Raw genomic sequence first — 21,913 nt, 5'->3', positions numbered from 1 at the left:
GCATCCCCGCCGATTAAGGCGAAGGAATGACGTGCAGGGCTCCTTTAACCTTTCGCGCTACAGGTTTCCAGTCTCAAGCGAGACTTTATCCATGCTAGCCTCAGGGGACAGGATGAAACCGGGGAACCAGCCGATGTGGAGGCTTTTCAGGCGCCCGCTCCAGGCGATTCTGGGCGCTTGGCTCCTGGTGTCAGGGGTCTCGGCCCAGGATGTGCCGGGCGCTGGGGCGCGGCATGGTATCGCGATGCACGGCGAGCCTGCCCTCCCCGCCGGCTTCGACCATCTGCCCTACGTCAATCCGAACGCCCCCAAAAGTGGCCGAATCACCCTTGCGCTCCAGGGGACCTTCGACAGCATCAACCCGCTCATCGTACTCGGCGTGGCTCCCGACGTCGTGCCGCGCTACGTCTTGCAGAGCTTGCTGATGCGCTCGCAGGACGAGCCCTTCACGCTCTACGGCCTAGTTGCGCAGACGGTCGAGATGCCTGAGGACCGGAGCTACGTGGCATTCAACCTCGATCCGCGAGCCCGCTTCTCGGACGGGACGCCCCTCACCTCCGAGGATGTCAGGTTCACGTTCGAGCTTCTCAAGACATCCGGCAAGCCGCTCCAACGCTCGCTCTTCGGCCTGGTCAAGGCCGTGACCGTGGAAGGGGCCCACCGGATCCGGTTCGATCTGACCGGCGCGAACGACAGGGAACTCCCTCTCATCATCGGGCTGATGCCCGTCCTGCCTGCCCACGCCACCGACCCGGCTACCTTCGACCGAACGACCTTCACGCCTCCCATCGGCTCGGGCCCCTATCGCATCAAGGAGATCCGGCCTGGGGAGCGCATCGTGCTGGAGCGCAGGCCCGACTTCTGGGGCGCGGACCTGCCGGTCCTCAAGGGCCTCTACAACTTTGCCGAGATCCGGTACGATTTCTATCGCGACGCCAACACGTTATTCGAGGCTTTTAAAGCGGGACTTTATGATTTCCGCGCGGAGGGCGAACCTGGGCGCTGGTCGACAGGCTACGATTTTCCGGCCGTTCGCCAGGGGCGCATCAAGCTGGAGAGCTTCACCAACCGCCTGCCGAAGGGCATGAACGGTTTCGTGTTCAACACCCGGAAAGAGATCTTCCAGGATCCGCGCGTGCGACAGGCCCTGGGTTATATGTTCGATTTCGACTGGATCAACCGGAACCTCTATTTCGGCCTCCTGGACCGCAGCACCAGCTACTTCGCCGCGTCGGACCTGTCCGCCTACGAGAAGTCTCCGACGGACCGTGAAAGAGAGCTTCTGGAGCCCTATTCTCGCGATCTCGTCCCCACGATCCTGGAAGGCCGGTGGGCCCTGCCGGACGGCGATGGTTCGGGCCGGGACCGGCAGAGCGCCCACAAGGCGCTGGATCTGCTCAAAGAAGCCGGCTGGGAAATCGGCCGTGGGGCGCTGCGGCGCAAAGGCACGGGCGAGGCGTTCTCCTTCGAGATGCTGGTCAATTCCCGCCAACAGGAACGCCTCGCGCTGAATTTCGCGAGCACGCTCAGCCGGATCGGTGTCCGAGCCCGCGTGCGGCTCGTGGACGACGTCCAGTACTGGCGGCGGCTCTCCCGTTTCGACTACGACATGATCCAATGGGTCTGGCCTGCCTCGGCCTCGCCGGGCAACGAGCAGCGCAATCGGTGGGGCGCAGCCAATGTCGGCCGAGATGGATCTTTCAACTATGCGGGTGTCGCCTCGCCGGCGGCGGATCGCATGATCGACGCATTGCTGGGCGCCACCTCCAGGGAGGATTTCGTCGCATCGGTCCGGGCCCTCGACCGGGTCCTGATGTCGGGGTTTTACGTGGTCCCTCTGTTCTACATACCGGCTCAGTGGGTGGCTTACTCGGCTGACCTGCGACGGCCGGAAGCCCTACCACTCTTTGGCCCCAATATCGACTTTTGGTGGCGGGAACCGCGCTGACCCCCTCCTTTATCGGCGTGGGGCCAAGCTCATATTCGGTTGGATCCCGAAACAAAGCCGCCTATAAATCGTTATAGGTTACCTTTCGCACCTGCGAAGGGTGCAAACCCGGGGACCACCGATATGAGCGGACTGCAAAAGGTTCTGGTCGTCGACAATGGTGATCGTACCTTGGACAGCGCCCTATCGGCCGAACTCGCGGAGATGGGTTTCGCCAGCGTCACCACGCCGTTTGAGGCGACGGACGACGTCCTGGCCCTGATGCCGAGCCCCGTCGCGGTCGTCCTGCAGATGCCGCGACGCGGTTCCTCCGAGGAGCGGACCCGGTTCCTCGCTCTGGCGCGGCGCCTGAAATCCACCCTCGACGGCAATCGCATTCCGGTCATCCTTGTCAGCCGCGCATACGGCAATGCGGCCAACCTCGTGCTGCAGAACAAGCTCAGCGCCCGCGCCCTCGTTGCGGCCGAAGCCTAGCGTAGAAGAGCCAAAGCCTTATTTTCCGAGGCATTTTCATCGACACTGGTTGAGAAAACCGCAGCCGTACGATCCGTCTCCGACGAGTCGTAGACCGCAACCGTGCTGCCTGGACCGCCGCCGGTATGGCCACGAACCGCAACCCCGCCCTTCGTTCGCCCAATCATGAGACCGAGCCCATAACCCGAGCTTTCCCAATCGCGGCCTGGAATCGGTCCGCCGAGCCGATGGGCGTCCAGCATGGCGCGGAGACTTGGCGAAGAGAGAAAGCCGCCCCTCATCAACCCGTCCATGAGGCGCGCAGCCGCCCGGAGGGGCCCGCAGACCAGCCCGTGATAGACCCAGCCGGGGTGATAGCCTCGAACCTCACCCATCTCGACCGACCTCAGATCGGCCCGCCTCTCGGCCAGTCCGACGCCTGCGAGTCCCATCGGCTTCAGCAATTTTTGTTGCAATGCACAATCGAGATTTTCGTCAGTTGCCATCTCGATGAGGCGCCGTATGTGCCAGTAACCCACATTCGAGTAGGCCCAGCCCAAACCCGGCTCGTAACGAAGCCGCCGGGCATCGATGCGGTCCAGCAATTCCTCCGGCGTCCAGGGGTCGCCATCGCGCAGAACCGCGTCGTGATAAGCCGCAAGGCCACCGTAATCCGGCAGTCCGGATCGGTGCTGAAGGAGCTGGCGCAGGGTGAAAGAGTGCCCCGGCAACAGATTGTCGAGGGAGAGGCGGCCTTCCTCGACCAGGGCGAGCGCCAAAGCCGCGATGGCAGTTTTCGTGAAGCTCCACCACGGAACGACGAGATCGGCGTCGCGCTCCGCAACCACTTCGCCGCGCTCCAGCACGATCCAGGCTTCGCGCATGACTCAGGCCGCCTTCTTCTCCGCGATGCGGGCGAGGTTGCGCAGGATTGTGGTCGTGGCCTTGATGCGCTCGTCCGGCTCCTCAATGTCCCGGATGAACACGATCTTCATGTCGGGCCGAACCTTGGCGAAGGACGCCTGCTCGGTCACGTAGGCGATCAGGCCATTCGGGTTGGCGAATGAGTTCTCGCGGAACGACACGATGATGCCCTTGGGACCTGCGTCCACCTTGTCCACGTTGGCGCGACGGCACAGGACCTTGATCGCCATGATCTTGAGAAGCTGCTGAACTTCCGAGGGTAAGGGCCCGAACCGGTCGATCAGCTCGGCCCCGAAGGCGTCGATCTCGCCATCGGTTTCCAGGGTCGAGAGCCGGCGGTAGAGTCCAAGGCGCAGTTGCAGGTCTGAGATGTAGCTCTCGGGAATCATGACTGGCGCGCCGACCGCGATGGTGGGCGACCACTGCTCCTCGGTCGGCTCCTCGATGCCTGCCTTGAGTTGGGCCACCGCCTCCTCCAGCATCTGCTGGTAGAGCTCGTAGCCCACCTCCTTGATATGGCCGGACTGCTCGTCGCCGAGCAGGTTGCCGGCGCCGCGGATGTCCAGATCGTGGGAAGCGAGCTGGAAGCCCGCGCCCAGGGTGTCGAGGGATTGCAGGACCTTGAGGCGCCGCTCGGCCTGGACCGTCAGGTGCTTGTTGGCCGGGACCGTGAAGAGCGCATAGGCGCGGGTCTTGGAGCGGCCGACGCGGCCTCTGAGCTGGTAGAGCTGGGACAGGCCGAACATGTCGGCCCTGTGCACGATGAGAGTGTTAGCCGTCGGGATATCGAGGCCGGATTCGACGATGGTGGTGGAGAGCAGGATATCGTACTTGCCCTCGTAGAAGGCCGTCATCACGTCCTCGAGCTGGCCTGCCGCCATCTGGCCGTGGGCGACCGCCACTTTGGCCTCCGGCACTTCCTTGTCCAGGAAGGTCTTGACCTCCGCGAGGTCGTCCAGACGTGGAACCACGTAGAAGGCCTGGCCGCCGCGATAGCGCTCGCGCAGGAGCGCCTCCCGGATCAGCAGCGGGTCGAAAGGCGTCACGAAGGTGCGCACCGCGAGTCGGTCCACGGGAGGAGTGGTGATGAGCGACAATTCACGCACGCCCGTCAGCGCCAGCTGCAGGGTGCGGGGGATCGGGGTGGCCGACAGGGTCAGGACGTGGACTTCGGCCCGCAGGTTCTTCAGGCGCTCCTTGTGGGCCACGCCGAAATGCTGCTCCTCGTCGATGATGATCAGGCCGAGATCCTTGAACTGGATCGACTTGGCGAGAAGCGCATGGGTGCCGACCACGATATCCACGGACCCATCCGTCAGACCTTCCTTGACCTTTTTCATCTCGCCCGACGGCACGAAGCGGGAGGCCTGGGCCACGTTCAGGGGCAGGCCGCGGAAGCGCTCGGCGAAGGTGCGGTAGTGCTGGCGCGCCAGCAGGGTCGTGGGCACCACCACGGCCACCTGCCTGCCGCTCATGGCCGTCACGAAGGCGGCGCGCAGGGCCACCTCGGTCTTGCCGAAGCCGACATCGCCGCAGACGAGGCGGTCCATCGGCCGGCCGGTGCCGAGATCGTCCAGCACCGCGTCGATGGCGTTTTGCTGGTCCTCGGTCTCGTCGTACGGGAAACGAGCCGCGAACTCGTCGTAGATGCCCTCCGGAGGCACGAGGCGCGGCGCATCCTTGAGCACACGAGCGGCGGCGATCTTCATGAGCTCACCCGCCATCTCGCGGATGCGCTGCTTCATCTTGGCCTTGCGGGCCTGCCAAGCTCCGCCGCCGAGCCTGTCGAGCTGGACCTCGGTCTCCTCGGAGCCGTAGCGGGTCAGAAGCTCGATATTCTCTACCGGAAGGAACAGCCGGTCGCCGCCCGCATAGTGCAGTTCCAGGCAGTCATGGGGCGCACCCGCCGCCTCGATGGTCTTCAGGCCTTCGAACCGGCCGATGCCGTGGTCCACGTGCACCACGAGGTCGCCCGGCGTCAGCGCCGCGACCTCCGTGAGGAAGTCCTGCGGGCGCTTGGAGCGGCGCTTCTGGCGAACGAGCCGGTCGCCCAGGATGTCCTGCTCGCTGATGACCGCGAGATCGCCCGCCTCGAAACCGGATTCCAGGCTCCAGATCGCGACCGGCACCTCGTTCTTCGGCAGTGCTAGGGCGTCGGCCATGCGGGAAACCGGCTTGGTTTGGCGCAGGTCATGGTCGTGGAGAACGTGGCAGAGCCGCTCGCGGGAGCCCTCGGACCACGCCCCGAGCATGACGCGCCGCCCGTCCTTCTGAAGGGCGCGAATATGGGCGATTGCGGCCTCGAAGACGTTGGACCCCTCCTCCGCCCGCTCGGCGATGAAGTTGCGCCCTTGGCGGGCCTCGCAATCCACCACGACGCGTCCGCCGGATTCGGGCATCGAAAAGGGCGTGAGGCGCGCAAGGGAAAGCTTTTCCGTGCGCGCGGCCCATTCGTCCGGCTTGAAATAGAGCATGTCCGGGGGAAGAGGCCGATAGGGAGCGACGCCGGACTGATTCTGGCCGAGATTCGAACGCCTGGCGTCGTAATAGTCCTGAACCTGGGACAGGCGCTCCCCCGCCGCATCGTCCGCCAGCGCGTCGAAGATCACCGGCACATCGGGCGCATAGTCGAGGAGCGTGTCCAGGTGGTCGTGAAACAAGGGGAGCCAATGCTCCATGCCCGGATACCGGCGCCCCTCGCTGATGGTCTCGTAGAGCCGATCGTCGCGGGTGGGCGCGCCGAACTGGGCCACGTAGGCCTGACGGAAGCGCTTGATGCTTTCGGTGGTGAGCTGCACCTCGCTCATGGGCACGAGATCCAGGGACCGCAGCGTACCCACCGTCCGCTGGGTCTCCGGGTCGAAGGCGCGGATCGACTCCAGGGCGTCGCCGAAGAAGTCGAGCCGGACCGGGTTCGGAAGACCCGCCGGGTACAGGTCGATGATGCCACCGCGCACGGCATATTCGCCCGGATCGCGGACCGTGCCGGTGCGCAGGAAACCGTTGGTTTCAAGCCAGTTGATGAGAAGCGTCGTGTCGACCACGTTGCCGGGCGCCGCCGAGAACGTTTCGGCTGCGATCCTGTCGCGGGGTGGCACCCGCTGCACGAGGGCGTTGACCGTGGTCGACAGAATGCGCGGCTTGTCCTCGGAGGTCTTGGAGCGGGCCAGTCGCGCCAGGGTCGTCATGCGCTGGGCCGTGATGGCGGCGTTGGGCGAGACCCGGTCGTAAGGCTGGCAATCCCAGGCCGGGAAGGTCAGCACCTCAATCTCGGGGGCGACGAAGTTCAGGCCGTTGATGAAGTTCTGCTGGCGCTGGCCGTCGCGGGACACGTGAACCAGAACGGCCGCCCCCTCGACGATCCCCGACAGGCCCCGCGCCAGGTCGCCCACCACGAGGGCGTCGAACCCGTCCGGCACGCTGGACAGCGTGAGGCTTTGGCCCTTCTTCAGGACGTCGAGGGCTCGGTTCAGGGCGGATTTCATGGCTTTGGATCAATCAAACGGTCAGGAACAACGCGCGGGCCCGGCGCGGGTTGGAGGCCGGGCCAGGCTTTTCTCAGGTGTGGATCGGAGAGGTATGGGAGTGGAAGCTCTTCAGGCGACGGAAGAGCGGCGTATCGTAGTTCGAGGGTGTCTCGATCTCGCCGGTGATCCACCCGAGGAGATCGCGGTCCGTGACCTCGATCAACTGCTCGAAATCCGCCAGTTCGTCATCCGTCAGGTTGCCGATCTCGGCATCGGCGAAGCGGCCCATGATCAGATCCATCTCTCGCATGCCCCGGTGCCAGGAACGGTAAAGGATCTGCCGGCGGCGGACGTCGAGGTCGGCGCTGGTGCGGGTCGTTCCGCTCATGGGGCTGCTCCGGTCGGAATGGTGGGTCCGCCTCCTCGCGCATTAGCGAATTGGGGACAAGGCCGCTATATAAACGCCTTCCTGCCAGTTGCCACCCCGCTCCCCCATGCCCCTGCGTCCCTCGCTCCTCGATCCCCTGTTCGCGCCCGCCGCCACCCTTCCTGGCGTCGGGCCCAAGATCGCTCCGCTGCTCGACCGCCTGCTGGGCGAGCCGGGGCGGCCCGCGCGCGTGGCGGACCTGCTATTCCACCTGCCGAGCGGCGGGATCTCGCGGGATCTGAAAGGCTCGATCGCGGATGCGCCCGTGGGAGAGCCGGTGACGCTCTCCGTCACCGTCGCGGCCCATCGACCGCCCCCGCCGGGCCGCCGGGCGCCTTACCGGATCCTGGTGGAGGACGGGACCGGCGACGTGTCGCTGATCTTCTTCAACGGTCACAAAGCGCGCCTGGAAAAGCTGCTTCCGGTGGGCGAGCAGCGCTACATTTCGGGTAAGATCGAGCTTTGGGACGGGATGCGCCAGATGGTTCACCCCGACCGCATCCTGGACGAGCGCGGGATCGCGAGCCTTCCGGCGGTCGAAGCGGTCTATGGCCTGACCGACGGCTTGACGTCGCGCATGGTCGGCAAGTTCATCGGCTCGGCTCTCGAGAGGGTGCCGACCCTGTCCGAATGGCAGGACAAGGCCTGGCTCGAACGCAACGCTTATCCGGCCTTCAACGACGCTCTGCAGGCGCTTCACAGGCCCGACAAGGCAAGCGCGCTCTCCGAGGAGGCGCTGCTCAAATCGCCGCCGCGCAAGCGTCTGGCCTATGACGAATTGCTGGCGTCCCAGCTTGCCCTCGCGTTGGTCCGCAGCCGCATGCGCCGCCTGCCGGGCCGCGCCAATGCGGGCGACGGACACCTGGTGGCGAAGCTCAAGGCCGCCCTGCCCTTCGGGCTCACGGCCTCACAGGACAAGGCCGTGGACGATATCCGGTCCGACATGGTGGCGGACAAGAGGATGCTGCGTCTCCTCCAGGGGGATGTGGGCGCGGGCAAGACGGTTGTGGGCCTGCTCGCCATGGTGAGCGCAATCGAGGCCGGGCGGCAGGCGGCCATGATGGCGCCCACCGAGATCCTCGCCCGCCAGCATTATGAGCGGCTGACTCCTCTTGCCGAGGGCGCCGGCCTGACCATCGCGCTTCTGACCGGTCGCGAGAAAGGCGCCGAGCGCCGCCGCGTCCTGGCCGGGCTCGCGGATGGCAGCATCCAGATCGCGGTCGGCACGCATGCGCTGTTCCAGGAGGGCGTCGCCTTCCACGACCTGGGGCTCGCGGTGGTGGACGAGCAGCACCGGTTCGGCGTTCATCAGCGCCTGGCGCTCGGGGCCAAGGGCGAGGCCGTGGATATTCTCGTCATGACGGCGACGCCGATCCCCCGGACCCTGGCCCTCACCTATTTCGGCGACATGGACGTCTCGATCCTGAACGAGAAGCCGGCGGGCCGGAAGCCCATTTCCACCAAGCTCATCTCCATCGAACGCCTCGGAGAGGTGGCGGCGGCCATCGGCCGGTCCGTCGCCAATGGCGCCCAGGTCTATTGGGTGTGTCCGCTCGTCGGCGAATCCGAGACCGTGGACCTCGCCGCCGCCGAGGAGCGCTACGATCATCTGCGCGGCCTCTATGGCGATCAGGTCGGCCTCGTCCACGGCAAGATGGCGGGCCGGGACAAGGACGCCGCCATGGAGCGCTTCGTGCGCGGCGAGACGAAGATCCTCGTCTCCACCACCGTCATCGAGGTGGGCGTCGACGTGCCCAACGCCACCATCATGGTGATCGAGCATGCGGAGCGATTCGGCCTGGCGCAGCTTCACCAGTTGAGAGGCCGGATCGGGCGCGGTTCCGAGGCCTCCACCTGCCTCCTCGTTTTCAAGGGTCCCCTCGGCCAGACCGCTCAGGCCCGGCTGGAGATGATGCGGGAAACCGAGGATGGCTTCCGCATTGCCGAGGAGGACCTTCGCCTACGGGGCGAGGGCGAGGTTCTGGGAACGCGCCAATCGGGCCTGCCCGGCTTCAAGCTCGCGCGGCTGGAGGTGGACGGCGATATCCTGGCGGCCGCCCGGGATGACGCCCGGCTGATCGTGGACCGCGACCCGGAGCTGACGAGCACGCGTGGCGAAGCGTTGCGCACGCTGCTCTACATGTTCGAACGGGATTCCGCGATCAAGCTGCTCCGGGCGGGCTGAGCCCCTACTCGACCGTGACGGATTTTGCCAGGTTGCGCGGCTGGTCCACGTCTTTGCCCATGAAGACGGCCGTGTGATAGGCGAGGAGCTGGACCGGGATCGCGTGAACGATGGGCGCGACGACCGGATGCGCCTCCGGCATCACGATGGTCTCCATGGTGTCGAGCCCCGCATCGAGAGCGCCCTTCTCGTCCGTGATCAGGACGATGCGCCCACCCCGTGCCGCGACCTCCTGCATGTTCGAAACCGTCTTTTCGAACACGGCATCGTGCGGCGCGATCACGATGACGGGCAGAGTCTCGTCGATCAGCGCGATGGGACCGTGCTTGAGCTCACCCGCGGCGTAGCCCTCGGCGTGGATATAGGAAATTTCCTTGAGTTTGAGCGCACCTTCCATGGCCAGCGGATAGGAGGTTCCGCGCCCGAGATACAAGACGTCGCTGGCCTTTGCGAGTTCGCGGGCGAGGATCTCGATCTGCGGTTCGCGCTTGATCGCCTCGTTGATGAGGCCGGGCACGTTGATCAGGGCCTCGACGAGTTCCTTCTCGTCCTCCTCGGTCAGGGTTCCACGGGCCCGGCCCGCCGCGATGGCGAGGCACAGGAGGACGGAAAGCTGGCACGTGAAGGCTTTGGTGGACGCGACGCCGACTTCGACCCCGGCAAGGGTCTGCGCCATCACGGCGCTCTCGCGTGCCATGGTGGAGGTCGGGACGTTCACGACCGAGAGGGTGTGCTGACCCTCGCCGGTCGCGTAACGCAGAGACGCCAGCGTGTCGGCGGTCTCTCCCGACTGGGAGACGAAGAGCGCGAGCCCGCCCGGCTCCATGGGAGCTTCGCGGTAGCGAAACTCGGAGGCCACGTCGATCTCCACCGGGACCCGGGCGAGACGCTCGAACCAGTACTTTGCGATCAGGCCAGCCAGATAGGCGGTGCCGCAGGCCGAGATCGAGATCCGGCGCAGATCCTTGAAATCGAAGGGAAGTTCGAACGGGAGGCTGACCCGGCCCGCCGTGAAGTCGACGTAATGGGCCAGGGTTCGGCCGACCACCTCGGGTTGCTCGTGGATTTCCTTCGACATGAAGTGCCGGTGATTGCCCTTGTCGGCGATGAAGGAACTGGTTTGGATCTTGTTGCGCTTGCGCTGGACCACCCGCCCAGATTCGTCGTGGATGTCGGCGCCCTTGCGGCGAAGGAGCACCCAATCCCCGTCCTCGAGATAGGTGATGTCGTCGGTGAACGGAGCCAGGGCCAGGGCGTCCGAACCTAGGAACATCTCCCCATCCCCATAGCCGATCGCGAGCGGGGCGCCATGGCGGGCGCCGATGAGAAGATCGTCCTCGCCCGTGAAAAGGAAGCCCAGCGCGAAGGCGCCGCGAAGGCGCGGGAGGGTGACGGCCACCGCCTCCACCGGGCCGCGGCCCTGATGCATCTCGTAGGAAACGAGCTGGGCGACCACTTCCGTGTCGGTCTCGGTTTCGAAGCGGACGCCCTTGGCCTCGAGGCCCTGCTTCAGCTCGCGGAAGTTCTCGATGATGCCGTTGTGAACGACGGCGACCTTGTCAGTCGCGTGCGGGTGGGCGTTGGTCTCGTTGGGTTTCCCGTGTGTGGCCCAGCGGGTGTGGCCGATGCCGATCGTGCCGAGGATCGGCTGTGCGGACAGCTTGGTTTCGAGGTTCCGCAGCTTGCCCTCGGCGCGGCGCCGCACGATGGCGCCGTCCTCGAGCGCAGCGACCCCGGCGGAGTCGTAGCCGCGATATTCAAGCCGTTTCAGCGCATCCACGATGAGGGGCGCGACCGGCGTATCGCCCACGACTCCAACAATTCCACACATGCGTCAGGCCCCCAAACGCTTCGATTTCGGTCAAGCTTGCACGGCTTACCGAATACAGTGTTGCGTCTCAAATCAACTCGCGTGACAGATTGTGACGCCCGTCACTTCTTCCTGGCGGCGCTCGCCTTCTCCCGGAACGTGCGGGCCCAGCCTTCCTTGACCACCTGGCGGGCCCGTCCCACGGCAAGCGCGTCGTCCGGCACGTCCTCGGTGATCACGGAGCCCGATCCGGTGAATCCGCCCTTCCCAATGGTGACCGGAGCCACGAGGGACGAATTCGAGCCGATGAAGGCGCCCTCGCCGATCACCGTCCTGTACTTCCCGAAGCCGTCGTAATTGCACGTGACCGTCCCGGCGCCGACATTCGCCGACGCGCCCACGGTCGCGTCCCCGATATAGGTCAGGTGATTCACCTTCGCGCCGGGGCCGAGATCGGCGTTCTTGATCTCGACGAAATTGCCGACCTTGGCCTTCTCGCCCACATTCGCGCCGGGGCGGAGACGGGCATAGGGGCCGATGGCGGCCCCGCCGGCGACCGTCGCGCCCTCCAGATGGCTGAAACTATGGATGACGACCCCGTCCCCGACGCGGACGGCGGGGCCGAAAACCACATGCGGCTCGACCACCACGTCCCGACCGAAGGCCGTGTCGTGGCTCAGGAAAATCGTCTCGGGGGCGATGAGCGTCGTCCCGGCCAACATGGCGGAGTGGCGCAAGCGGGCCTGCATCATCTGCTCCGCCTGGGCGAGCTGGGCGCGGTCGTTGACGCCGTGCACCTCGTCCTCCGGCACGATCACCACCGTCGCCGCAAGCTGCATGCCGCGGGCAATCGCCACCACGTCGGTCAGGTAGTACTCGCCCTTGGCGTTCTCGTTGCCGACCCGTTCCAGGAGCCGGAGCGCCACGTCGCCCCGCAGGGCCATGATGCCGCCGTTGCACAAGGTGATCCGCCGTTCGTCCTCGGTGGCGTCGCGATGCTCGCGGATGTCGGTCACCGCATCGCCTTCCATGAGCAGGCGGCCGTAGCCGGTGGGATCCTGCGCCTCGAAGGCCAGCACCACGACCGCCGCGCCGCCATCGAGGGCACCGCGAAGTTTCACGAAGGTCTCGGGGTTCACCAGCGGAGTGTCCGCGAAGGCCACGATGATGTCGTCCCCTCCGGCGTCGAGGGCCGGGCGGGCGCTCAGAACCGCATGGGCGGTGCCCCGCCGCTCCGCCTGAACGAAGATGTCCACGCCGGGGAAGACCGACCTCGCTTCGCCAGCGACATCGTCCCGGTCGGGCCCCACCACGACGGCGATCCGGTCAGCGCCCGCTCTCGCCACATTCGAGAGGGCATGTCCTACCAGGGTGCGGCCGGCCACCCTGTGGAGGACCTTCGGGATGTCGGACTTCATCCTCGTCCCCTCGCCTGCCGCCAAAACCACGGCGAGGCAGGAGCGGGATGGAGCGCGCGAAATGGCCTGTTCGGTCATGTAGGTTGTGTTCCAACGGTCGTTGCGAAGACCTAGCCCAGACCGGTCCCATTCCGCAATGCACAGCTATCTATTCGGGATAGGTTGTCGCAATGCGCATTTACCTAGCGGACAGGGCTTCTAATTATATAGACAGGCTTTAGTCTTCAGACTTCCGCCCGAATGACAGCAAGAGTAGTGCCCGTGCCGGTCCCGCCGGACATTCAGTCCCCCATGTCCCCTCGCATGTCCCCCAGCCGGCGCGACGTGCTGGCCTCAATTGGCGTATCGGCCCTGGCTCTCGGAGCCGGGTCCCCAGCCTTCGCCCAGGCCCAGACCCCGCAGGCCTTCATCCAGTCCCGGCTCGGCGACGGCCGGCCGTTCGACGCCGCCGGCGTGGCGGAGCTGGCCCGCCAATTGTCGAAGCAGGGCTTTTCTCCCTTGCCGAGCGATCTGCCGGGCGTCTTCGCGAATCTGAACTATGGCCAATACGTCGCGATCCGGCCCCGGCAGCCCTTCACGATCTGGGGCGGGGAAGGCCGGGGGATCGGGCTCGAGCCGCTGCATCGCGGGTTCGTCTTCACCAACCAGGTCGACATCTATCTCGTCGAGGACGGCGCGGTGCGCCGGGTCGGATACGACGCCGCGCGATACGATTTCGGCGGCCTCAACGTGCCGGCCAATACGGGTGACATCGGATATTCGGGTTTCCGCCTGCTGGCCACCTCCCCGGAAGGACGGCCGTACGATTTTGCCATTTTCCAGGGCGCGACCTTCTTCCGCGCTCTGGCACGCGGTCAGAATTTCGGCGCCATCGCGCGCGCCCTGACCCTCAAGCCCGCCGAGGCGCGGGGCGAGGAGTTCCCGTTCTTCCGTGCCTTCTGGCTTGAACGGCCCGCCGCCGGAAGCAACAGCATCACGTTGCACGCTCTCATCGACAGCGAGTCCACCACGGGTGCGGTTCGCATGACCTTGCGGCCGGGCGACATGACCATCATCGATGTGGAAACCTCGCTCTTCCCTCGCGTCAATCTGGAGCATGTGGGTTTCGGCGGGATCGGCTCCACCTACTTTTTCGGTCCCAACGACAACCGGGGCACGGAGGATATCCGTCCGGGGGTGTTCGAATCGACCGGACTGCAAATCTTCAACGGCAAGGGCGAGTGGCTCTGGCGTCCGCTCCACAACCCCGAGACCCTCCAGATTTCCGCCTTCGTGGACAATGCCCCGAAGGGCTTCGGGCTGCTGCAGCGCGAGCGGAGCTACGAGGCGTTCCAAGACGACGAGCAACGCTTCGACCGGCGACCGAGCCTCTGGAACGAGCCCTTGGGCGACTGGGGGCAGGGCAGCGTCCAACTGCTTGAAATACCGACGGATTCCGAGGTCAACGACAACATCCTGGCCTATTGGCGGCCCAAGGCTGCGATCGCGGCCGGGTCCGAGTTTGCCTTCGCGTATCGTCAGTACTGGTGCTGGACTCCGCCCGAACGGCCCCCGCTGGCCATCGCGAGTTCCCTGAGAACCGGTGTGGGTACCTCCGGTCGGCGTCGCCGCTTTATCGTCGACTTTACAGGCGATATACTGGGCACTACGCCTTCTGGGGACATCAAGGCCGTCTTGAGCGTCGGGCCGGGATCGTTTCAGAACCTGAAGCAATGGTCCTATCCGGAGCGCAAGACCGTACGCGTCGCGTTCGAGCTTGATCCAGGTAACGAAAACGCATGTGAGATGCGCCTCATCCTCGAGGCCAATGGGAAGCAGATTAGCGAGACATGGCTTTATCGTTGGACACCGTGAGTCCCGACGCGACCGTCGCCCCCTTCGAGCGGCCTGAGCCCGCTATGCCTCCCGAGAACCACCTGAACATGCCGACGCAACACCTGCGCCGCTGGTCGGCGGAGGAGGAGCGCCGGCAGGTGGTGAACCACGCCAAGCCCTGGCTCGCGCGTTTGTTCGTGTTCGGCGGAGCCCTGTTGCTGACGGCCTACGGCACCTATGAGATGTATCAGGTGGTGTCGATCAGCCGGACCACCATTCTCCAGTGGGTCCTGGTCGGCCTCTTCACGGTCAATTTCTCCTGGATCGCCCTCGCCTTCACCAGCGCGCTGCTGGGCTTCTTCGTCCTCCTGAGGCGTCCGAAGCTGCCGCCGCTGCCCACGTCGCTGGCGGGCCGAACCGCCATCGTGATGCCGGTCTACAACGAGCAGACCGAACGCACCTACGCGGCCCTGGAAGCGATCCACGAATCCGTCGCCGCCACAGGTCTCGGCTCTCATTTCGACTACTTCATCCTGTCCGACACGACGAATCCGGATGCCTGGATCGCCGAGGAACGGGCGTTCCTGGCCCTGCGCGAGCGCCTCGGTCCCGGCGCGCGTCTCTACTACCGCCACAGAGCCAAGAACCACCACCGCAAGGCTGGCAACATCGCCGATTTCGTGGGACGCTGGGGCGGCCACTACGACCACATGCTGGTCCTCGACGCGGACAGCCTCATGACAGGCGACTGCATCGTGAGGCTTGCGGCCGCCATGGAGGCCGATCCGGATGCGGGCATCATTCAATCCCTGCCACTCATCATCAATCGCAACACCCTCTTCGCGCGCTTGCAGCAATTCGCCGCCCGCGTGACCGGGCCGGTGATCGCGACGGGACTCTCGACCTGGATGGGCCGGGACGGGAATTACTGGGGCCACAACGCCATCATCCGCACCAAGGCCTTCGCGGCCCATGGGGGGCTACCGGACCTGAGGGGCAAGCCCCCGCTGGGCGGGCACATCCTCAGCCACGACTTCGTGGAGGCGGCCCTGCTGCGCCGCGCCGGCTGGACCGTGTACATGCTGCCGGAGCTGGGTGGCTCCTACGAGGAAAGTCCGCCGTCCCTGATCGATCTCGCGGCCCGAGACCGGCGTTGGTGCCAGGGCAACCTTCAGCACATGAGGGTGATTTCCGCGAAAGGGTTCAAGCTGCCGACGCGCCAGCATTTCGCGACCGGCATCATGTCCTATCTGGCCTCGCCGTTCTGGCTGTTCCAGCTGATCGTCGGTATCGCGCTGGTCCTGCAAACCACCTATATCCGGCCTGAATATTTCGCCCGCGATTTCCGGCTTTTCCCGATCTGGCCGCGCTTCGATCCCGAGCGCGCGCTCACCCTCTTCGCCATCACGATGGGCATCTTGCTCGCGCCCAAGATCTTCGGCCTGATCCTCATGCTCATTCAAGGGGATAACCGGCGGGCTTCTGGCGGCGCGATCCGTCTGACGATCTCGACCATCATCGAGATCGCGCTGGCAGCCCTGTTCGCCCCGATCCTCATGTTGATCCAATCGGGCTCCGTGTTCCAGATCCTGCTTGGACGAGACACCGGCTGGCAGCCCCAGAGGCGCGACGACGGGTCGATCCCGATGCGGGATATCGTGCGTCGGCACCGCTGGCACACGGCGCTCGGCGCCTTCGCTGGCATCTCGGCCTTCCTGATCGCCACATCCCTCTTCCTCTGGATGTCGCCCACCATCGTGGGTCTGCTCCTGGCAATCCCCCTCTCCTGGCTCAGCGGCCAGCTCAGCGCGGGCCTCGCCCTCAAGAAGCTCGGGCTGCTCATGACGCCGGAGGAGCGCCAAGTGCCCGCCATCGCCACCCGCGCGAACGAGCTTCAGGCCCGGAATGCCAAATTCGGCTACGACGACGAAGAGGCTCTGACGGCGCTCTACGCGGATCCCAAGCTCAGGCAGCAACACGTGGAGATGCTCCCGCCCTCCCCGTCCCGGCGCCGCGGCGAGATCGAGACGGAGCGCGCGCTGGCGGAGGCCAAGCTGGTCGATGCGGAGACCATCCAGGAGGCTCTCGAATGGCTGAAACCCAAGGAGCGCATGTACGTGCTGCACGACCGCGCGCTCCTGGATCTGGCCATGCGCCTCAAGGCCTCCGGGAAGCGTGAGCCGCAAGCGGCCGAATAGGCCTCACCCCGCGAGGGTGACCTCTTCGTTTCTTCGGATGTCGCTGGCGGCCTCTGTCAGGATCCAGTCCCGAAACGCCTTGATACGCTTCGAGCGATGCCGGGTTTTAGGATAGACGAGCCAGTAAGGCCGGTCTGACCGCACCATCACGTCGGAGATTGGAACGAGCCGTCCCGCCGCGATGTCGTCCCCGAAGAAGTAGGGATTGATGAGCGCGACGCCCTGGCCGGACATGGCCGCCAGTCCCTCGAACTGCTGGGTGCCGAAGGCGTTGTCGGGCCGGTCGGACAGATCGACTTCGCCGAGCCCGGCCGCCCGCGTCCAATCCTGCCACCAGGGATCGCGGGGCGAGAGCAGCGGCATCTGGAGGATTGCCTCGGGCGCATAGGGTGGTGTGCCCTGCAGGAGGCTCGGCCCACAGGCAGGGGTGAAGTGGTTGGGAATGAGCCTGTGCGCCTCCAGGCCCGGCCACTCGCCAAGGCCCGATCGAATGCCCACGTCAAATTCGCTGCGGCTGAAATCGACCATCTGGTCCGAGATCGAAATCTGAACGGCCAGTTCCGGATGAAGGGCCTTCAAGCGCCCCAAGCGGGGAATGAGCCAGTTCGACGCGATGGTGGTCATGGTCGTCAGCGAGAGGGTCGTCTCGGACCTATCCTCGAAATCCGTAAAGGCTGCCCGTAGGAGGGAGAAGGCCTCCGTGATCGCCGGTGCCAGCTCCCGCCCCTTCGCGGTCAGAACGACCTGCCTCGGAAGCCGCACGAAGAGCGGGAGGCCGACGCGATCCTCCAGCAGTCTGATCTGGTAGCTCACGGCGGCCTGGGTCATGCCGAGCTCCTCGGCCGCGCGGGTGAAGCTCTGGTGGCGAGCCGCGGCTTCGAAGACCCGTATCGTGCTCATGGGCGGAAGTTGCATGACTTGAATCCATAAGGTGGCCTTATGGCAGCCACTTGGCTTTCGCTTTGTCAAGGCACCTCACGAGGTCCACCATCGGGGCATGAACAAGGGCGGCCGTTCCGGCGCCCTTCCTCGGAAAGGCATCAAAATGCGGTACGACGATTTACGCCGCCTGGACGGCGTCGGCGGCCTCTGGCTGCGCTTCAAGCTCCGGATGACTGGGTATCCCTGGTTCCGGCCGGTCATCCTGCCGGACGTTCCGGACCTGAACGAATACCTCCGCCGGGACATCGGGCTTCCGGATCAGGTTCAGTACATGGACTGGAAGGCCCTCAAGGACCAGGAACGACTATGAAGAGGCTCCCGGCCGGTGAGTTCAGGACGCGAGCCGGCTCGGCTTCAGGTCGCCGCTCTGCTCCAGGAGCGAATGCCCGGTCGAGGCGATGTGAGCTTCGATGCGCTTCAGGTCCCGGACGATATCGAGCTGCATGGCGCTGGTGTCGCCCGTGGCGCGTCCGGAGCGCAGCTGCTCTAGGTGCCGCTGCGTAATCGCACGCTCGATATCCCGGAACTGCTCCTTCTCGGTGACGAGCCGCCTGGCCGAAGCCACATCTTGGAACATGAGCACCGATGCCGCGAGCTGCAGATGGTCCAGCAGCTTGGCGTGCATATGGGTGATGTCGTCGAGAACGTCCTTCGGAAGGCGAAGGTGGTTCTTGATGCGCTTGGCCGCGAGTTCCATCAGGTTCTTGTCCACGATGTCGCCGACGTGCTCCAAGTTGATGGCGAAGGCCAGAATGTCCGACAGGCGCCTCGCCTCCTCCTCGCTCAGGGCTTCGTGGTTGATCGCGCTGAGGTAGCGACGGATGGCGCTGTAGAGCCGGTCCACGACATCATCCGTATGGCTGACGGACGAGACGCGGCTGAGATCGCCTTCCCGGAACAGGTCCTGGGAGCTGCGAAGCATGGTCTCCACCACATCGGCCATCCGCAGCACCTCGCGGGCCGCATTGGCCAGGGCGACGGAGGGCGTGTCCAGGGCATCGGCGTCGAGGTATTGCGGCACGCCGGGATCGGAGGCCTTCACCTTCTCGGGGAAGATCTTGAGCAGCGCCTGCGCGATCCAGGGAAGCGGCAGAATGAAGATCGCCGCGAGGACGAAATTGAACAGAGTGTGGAAGTTGGCCGCCATGCGCGATGCCTGCGCGTCGAAACCGCTCATCAAGCCCACGATGGGATGGATGAGAGGCAGCGCCACCGCGCAGCCGAGCACCCGCATGGCGAGATTGCCGACGGGCACCCGCAGCTTTACCGGATCGCCACCCGTCCCCTCCAGCAAAGGGTTGAGCGCCGTTCCGAGATTCGCCCCAAGCACCATCGCCAGAGCGGCCTCCGCCCCGATCACGCCCGCCGTCGCGAGGGACATGATGAACAGCATGGCGGCGACGCTCGAATGAGCCGCCCAGGCCAAAATCGCGGCGAGCAGAACCAGGATGATAGGGTCCGAGGAAGCCAGCATCTCCTTGAGAATCGAGGACGACTCGATCGGTGCCATGGTCTCGACCACGAGATGAAGCGACAGCAGCATGAGGCCGAGCCCGATGACGGCGCGGCCGATGTCGCGAATCTTGCTGGAAGTGCCCTTGCGGTAGGCCAGAAAACCTCCGAACAATAGAACCGGGTACACCAGCGAGATGTCGAAGGAGAGGACCTGCACGATCAGGGTCGTGCCCACATTCGCGCCCAGCATGACCGCCAGGGCAGGGACAAGATCGACAGCCCCTCCCGCCGTGAACGACGCCACCATGAGGGCCGTTGCAGTGCTGCTCTGCAGGACAGTCGTCACGGCCACGCCGGAGAAGAACGCGCGCAGGCGGGTCTTGAGGCCGAGCCCCAGGACGTAGCGGAGGTCGCTGCCGAAAGCGCGTTGAACCCCGCTATTGACCATGTTGATGCCCCACAAAAGGAGGGCGATCTCCCCGAGGAGATGGAGCAGAATAGTGGTCACCGACATGGTACCTCTCCAGGGACGAGCGGCCTGTTCGCGTTATTGATGTCCAGGCTCTTGAATCTCTCGATCAGGTTGCCGGCTAATGAATAAAACCTCTAAGGCCTGTCGAGACATAAGTCGAGGGAAAGATGTCTCGGCAGATGGAGCCACATTTCGGATTTCGGTGGCAGATCAACGCGAGAGGGGCCGATCGAAGTCTAGAATCGGCGAGCCTCAGGCAACCGAAAATTACCTGAAGGCTTTCATGCGACGATGTCTTTACAAAAAGTAACCCGTTTACGGTCTGTAAAGCATAGGAACCCAACACGGGTATAGTGTTATTGAATTATGTTTCGTTTTATGGATATCTTGGTCCCGTTGCACTTTGGCAATGAGCCTCAGTCGCCGCAAGTTTCTCAAGACGGGAATATGTTATGCGTAACCTTCTGACCGGATTGCTCGCTGGAACGGCGTCCATCGTCCTTGCCGCCGGTGCCGCCCATGCGGCCGACCTCCCCTATCGCGGCGCTCCGCAGCCCGCCTACAGCCCGATGCCGATCTTCACCTGGACGGGCTTCTACGTGGGCGCCAATGCCGGTTACGGCTGGAGCACGGGCACGAGCCGCTACGTCGATCCGGCGTTCGGCTCCGTCGGCGGCGGCCGCTCGGGTGGATTCACCGGCGGCGCTCAAGCCGGCTACAACTATCAGATGGGCATGTTCGTGATCGGTGCCGAGACCGACATCCAGTATGCGGCGGTCGGCAACAAGGGAACCTATTTCGGCACGACCTACTATCGCGGCGATTCCGACGGCTATTTCGGCACAATCCGGGCCCGTGCCGGCGTCGCCATCGACAACGCGCTGATCTATGCCACCGGCGGCTTCGCCTACGGCGACATCGGTGGCAACAATGCGTACGACGTGGGCCTTGGCGGCCGGCGCGGCGATGGTGACACCAATGGCGGCTGGACCCTCGGCGGCGGCGTCGAATACGGCTTCACCAGCAACATCACCGCCAAGGTGGAAGGGCTCTACGTCAACCTCGACACGAAGTCGAACTACGACCTCGGCTCGATCTACAACCGCAGCCGCGACACGGAGTTCGGCGTGGTCCGGGCCGGCCTGAACTACAAGTTCAACTAGGCCGCTTCCCTCCTAGAGACCCAGAAAGCCCGGTGCCTCCACCGGGCTTTTTTCGGGTCAGTCCGTGTAAAAGGCCGCAGGCCAATGGTGATGCGCCGCGCGGGCATACTGGAGTGGCCGGGCGACATCGCCCCCCAGCACCTTGGCGGCATGCCAACCCCAATGCGGATTGTCGAGAAAGGCCCGCGCCAGGGCGACCATGTCGGCGCGCCCTTCGGCAATGATCTTTTCCGCTTGGCGCGGCGTTCCAATCAGCCCGACCGCCCTGACGGGAATGCTCACCTGCCGCTTCACCGCCTCCGCGAACGGAACCTGATAGTTCGGCCCGACCGCGATCTTCGCCTCCGGCACGAGCCCTCCGCTCGACACGCAAATGAAATCGATCCCGACCGCCTCAAGGGCCTTGGCGAATGCGACCGCATCAGGCACTTCGATGCCGCCCGACGCCCAGTCGCTGCCGGTGATGCGAATGCCGAGGGGTTTGTCCGTCGGCCAAACGGCGCGCACGGCCTGGGCTATCTCCAACGGGAAGCGCATCCGCGCCTCGAGGCTGCCGCCGTAGCGATCTGTGCGCTTATTGGTGAGCGGCGACAGGAATTCGTGCAGCAGGTAGCCGTGGGCGGCATGAAGCTCGATCTCGTCGAATCCGATGCGCAGCGCCCGCCGGGCGGCGTCCACATGCGCCTCGCGGACACGGTCGATATCCTCTTGGGTCATCTCTCGCGGCGTGTGCCAGTCGGGCCGGTAGGGCATGGCTGACGGCGCGATGGTCTGCCAGGGATCCTGCTCCGGACCGAGAGCCTGCCCTCCCTCCCAGGGAATTTGGGTCGACGCCTTTCGGCCCGCATGGGCGATCTGCACGCCCATCCTGGCGGTGCCAATCCGCCGACAATGATTGACCACCCGCAGCAGGGCCGCCTCGCAGGCGTCGTCATAGAGCCCGAGATCTCCGTGGGTGATCCGGCCGCGACGCTCGACGGCGGTCGCCTCGACGACGACGAGACCGGCGCCCGAATTGGCCAGGCTTCCCAGATGGGTCAGGTGCCAGTCGCTGGCGCAGCCGTCATTGGCGCTATACTGGCACATGGGTGCGACGACGATCCGGTTGGGAAGATCCGCATTCGCCAGACGGATCGGCGAAAAGAGCATGCTTGTCATGGGAACCGATAGTGCTTCGTGGAAGCCTTCGCATTGAGTCGAAGGCCGATGGCCGAAATCTAACGCAAGCCGCAAGCG

The 21,913-nt window shown here is 65.1% G+C and carries 15 protein-coding genes; 7 read left to right on the top strand and 8 right to left on the bottom strand.

Annotation, left to right across the window (positions count from 1 at the left end; all coding sequences use genetic code 11):
* Positions 1–133 precede the first annotated feature (133 nt).
* Together ILT42_RS16840 and ILT42_RS16835 are read left to right on the top strand one after the other, a co-directional pair.
* Positions 134–1,948, top strand: a complete 1,815-nt coding sequence (locus tag ILT42_RS16840) for an extracellular solute-binding protein (RefSeq protein ID WP_204216862.1) — start codon at positions 134–136, stop codon at positions 1,946–1,948.
* A 123-nt stretch (positions 1,949–2,071) separates the two neighbouring features.
* The gene (locus ILT42_RS16835; RefSeq protein ID WP_204216861.1) at positions 2,072–2,422 is read left to right on the top strand and encodes a hypothetical protein; all 351 of its coding nucleotides are present in this window, start codon (positions 2,072–2,074) and stop codon (positions 2,420–2,422) included.
* On the opposite strand, the gene ILT42_RS16830 is transcribed toward ILT42_RS16835, so the two are convergent.
* The 3 genes from ILT42_RS16830 to ILT42_RS16820 all read right to left on the bottom strand — a co-directional run bounded on the left by ILT42_RS16830 (position 2,419) and on the right by ILT42_RS16820 (position 7,180).
* Positions 2,419–3,285 carry a serine hydrolase domain-containing protein gene (locus tag ILT42_RS16830; RefSeq protein WP_204216860.1) on the bottom strand — a complete coding sequence of 289 codons (867 nt, stop codon included), beginning with the start codon at positions 3,283–3,285 and terminating at the stop codon, positions 2,419–2,421. The two genes, ILT42_RS16835 and ILT42_RS16830, sit on opposite strands and share 4 nt — an antisense overlap.
* Positions 3,286–3,288: 3 nt before the next feature.
* On the bottom strand, positions 3,289–6,810 hold the full coding sequence (mfd, locus tag ILT42_RS16825) for a transcription-repair coupling factor (protein ID WP_204216859.1): 3,522 nt from the start codon (positions 6,808–6,810) through the stop codon (positions 3,289–3,291).
* Between the two features lie 73 nt (positions 6,811–6,883).
* Positions 6,884–7,180 carry an FAD assembly factor SdhE gene (locus ILT42_RS16820; protein WP_204216858.1) on the bottom strand — a complete coding sequence of 99 codons (297 nt, stop codon included), beginning with the start codon at positions 7,178–7,180 and terminating at the stop codon, positions 6,884–6,886.
* 106 nt (positions 7,181–7,286) lie between these two features.
* Here ILT42_RS16820 and recG point away from each other — a divergent pair, with 106 nt between their 5' ends.
* Positions 7,287–9,404 (top strand): ATP-dependent DNA helicase RecG, encoded by a 2,118-nt coding sequence (gene recG, locus ILT42_RS16815; RefSeq protein WP_204216857.1) that lies wholly within the window; start codon positions 7,287–7,289, stop codon positions 9,402–9,404.
* A gap of 4 nt (positions 9,405–9,408) precedes the next feature.
* On the opposite strand, the gene glmS is transcribed toward recG, so the two are convergent.
* Positions 9,409–11,235, bottom strand: a complete 1,827-nt coding sequence (gene glmS, locus ILT42_RS16810; RefSeq protein WP_204216856.1) for a glutamine--fructose-6-phosphate transaminase (isomerizing) — start codon at positions 11,233–11,235, stop codon at positions 9,409–9,411.
* A 101-nt stretch (positions 11,236–11,336) separates the two neighbouring features.
* Positions 11,337–12,710, bottom strand: coding sequence for a bifunctional UDP-N-acetylglucosamine diphosphorylase/glucosamine-1-phosphate N-acetyltransferase GlmU (glmU, locus tag ILT42_RS16805; protein WP_204216855.1), 1,374 nt, complete (start codon positions 12,708–12,710; stop codon positions 11,337–11,339).
* A 213-nt stretch (positions 12,711–12,923) separates the two neighbouring features.
* Here glmU and ILT42_RS16800 point away from each other — a divergent pair, with 213 nt between their 5' ends.
* The gene (locus ILT42_RS16800; RefSeq protein WP_204216854.1) at positions 12,924–14,486 is read left to right on the top strand and encodes a glucan biosynthesis protein; all 1,563 of its coding nucleotides are present in this window, start codon (positions 12,924–12,926) and stop codon (positions 14,484–14,486) included.
* Positions 14,462–16,645: a glucans biosynthesis glucosyltransferase MdoH gene (gene mdoH / locus ILT42_RS16795; protein WP_204216853.1), complete on the top strand. Its 2,184-nt coding sequence runs from the start codon at positions 14,462–14,464 to the stop codon at positions 16,643–16,645. Before ILT42_RS16800 ends, mdoH begins: the two co-directional genes overlap by 25 nt.
* A gap of 3 nt (positions 16,646–16,648) precedes the next feature.
* Here mdoH and ILT42_RS16790 read toward each other — a convergent pair whose 3' ends face one another.
* Positions 16,649–17,560: a LysR substrate-binding domain-containing protein gene (locus tag ILT42_RS16790; RefSeq protein WP_204216852.1), complete on the bottom strand. Its 912-nt coding sequence runs from the start codon at positions 17,558–17,560 to the stop codon at positions 16,649–16,651.
* 130 nt (positions 17,561–17,690) lie between these two features.
* Between ILT42_RS16790 and ILT42_RS16785 the strand changes: the two genes are divergently transcribed.
* Entirely contained in the window at positions 17,691–17,897 is a 207-nt protein-coding gene (locus ILT42_RS16785) for a hypothetical protein (protein ID WP_204216851.1), read from the top strand.
* Positions 17,898–17,918: 21 nt separating this feature from the next.
* Here ILT42_RS16785 and ILT42_RS16780 read toward each other — a convergent pair whose 3' ends face one another.
* Complete coding sequence (locus ILT42_RS16780) at positions 17,919–19,556, bottom strand: Na/Pi cotransporter family protein (RefSeq protein WP_204216850.1); 1,638 nt, start codon at positions 19,554–19,556, stop codon at positions 17,919–17,921.
* Between the two features lie 410 nt (positions 19,557–19,966).
* On the opposite strand from ILT42_RS16780, the gene ILT42_RS16775 reads away from it, so the two are divergent.
* Complete coding sequence (locus ILT42_RS16775) at positions 19,967–20,677, top strand: outer membrane protein (RefSeq protein WP_204216849.1); 711 nt, start codon at positions 19,967–19,969, stop codon at positions 20,675–20,677.
* Between the two features lie 57 nt (positions 20,678–20,734).
* Here ILT42_RS16775 and ILT42_RS16770 read toward each other — a convergent pair whose 3' ends face one another.
* Complete coding sequence (locus tag ILT42_RS16770; protein ID WP_229428720.1) at positions 20,735–21,835, bottom strand: NADH:flavin oxidoreductase/NADH oxidase; 1,101 nt, start codon at positions 21,833–21,835, stop codon at positions 20,735–20,737.
* Positions 21,836–21,913 lie beyond the last annotated feature (78 nt).

The sequence above is a fragment of the Microvirga pudoricolor genome, from assembly GCF_016892705.1.
Classification (GTDB): domain Bacteria; phylum Pseudomonadota; class Alphaproteobacteria; order Rhizobiales; family Beijerinckiaceae; genus Microvirga; species Microvirga pudoricolor.
Note: the sequence above shows the minus strand (reverse complement) of the source record. Positions and strands in the feature narration are given on the sequence as shown.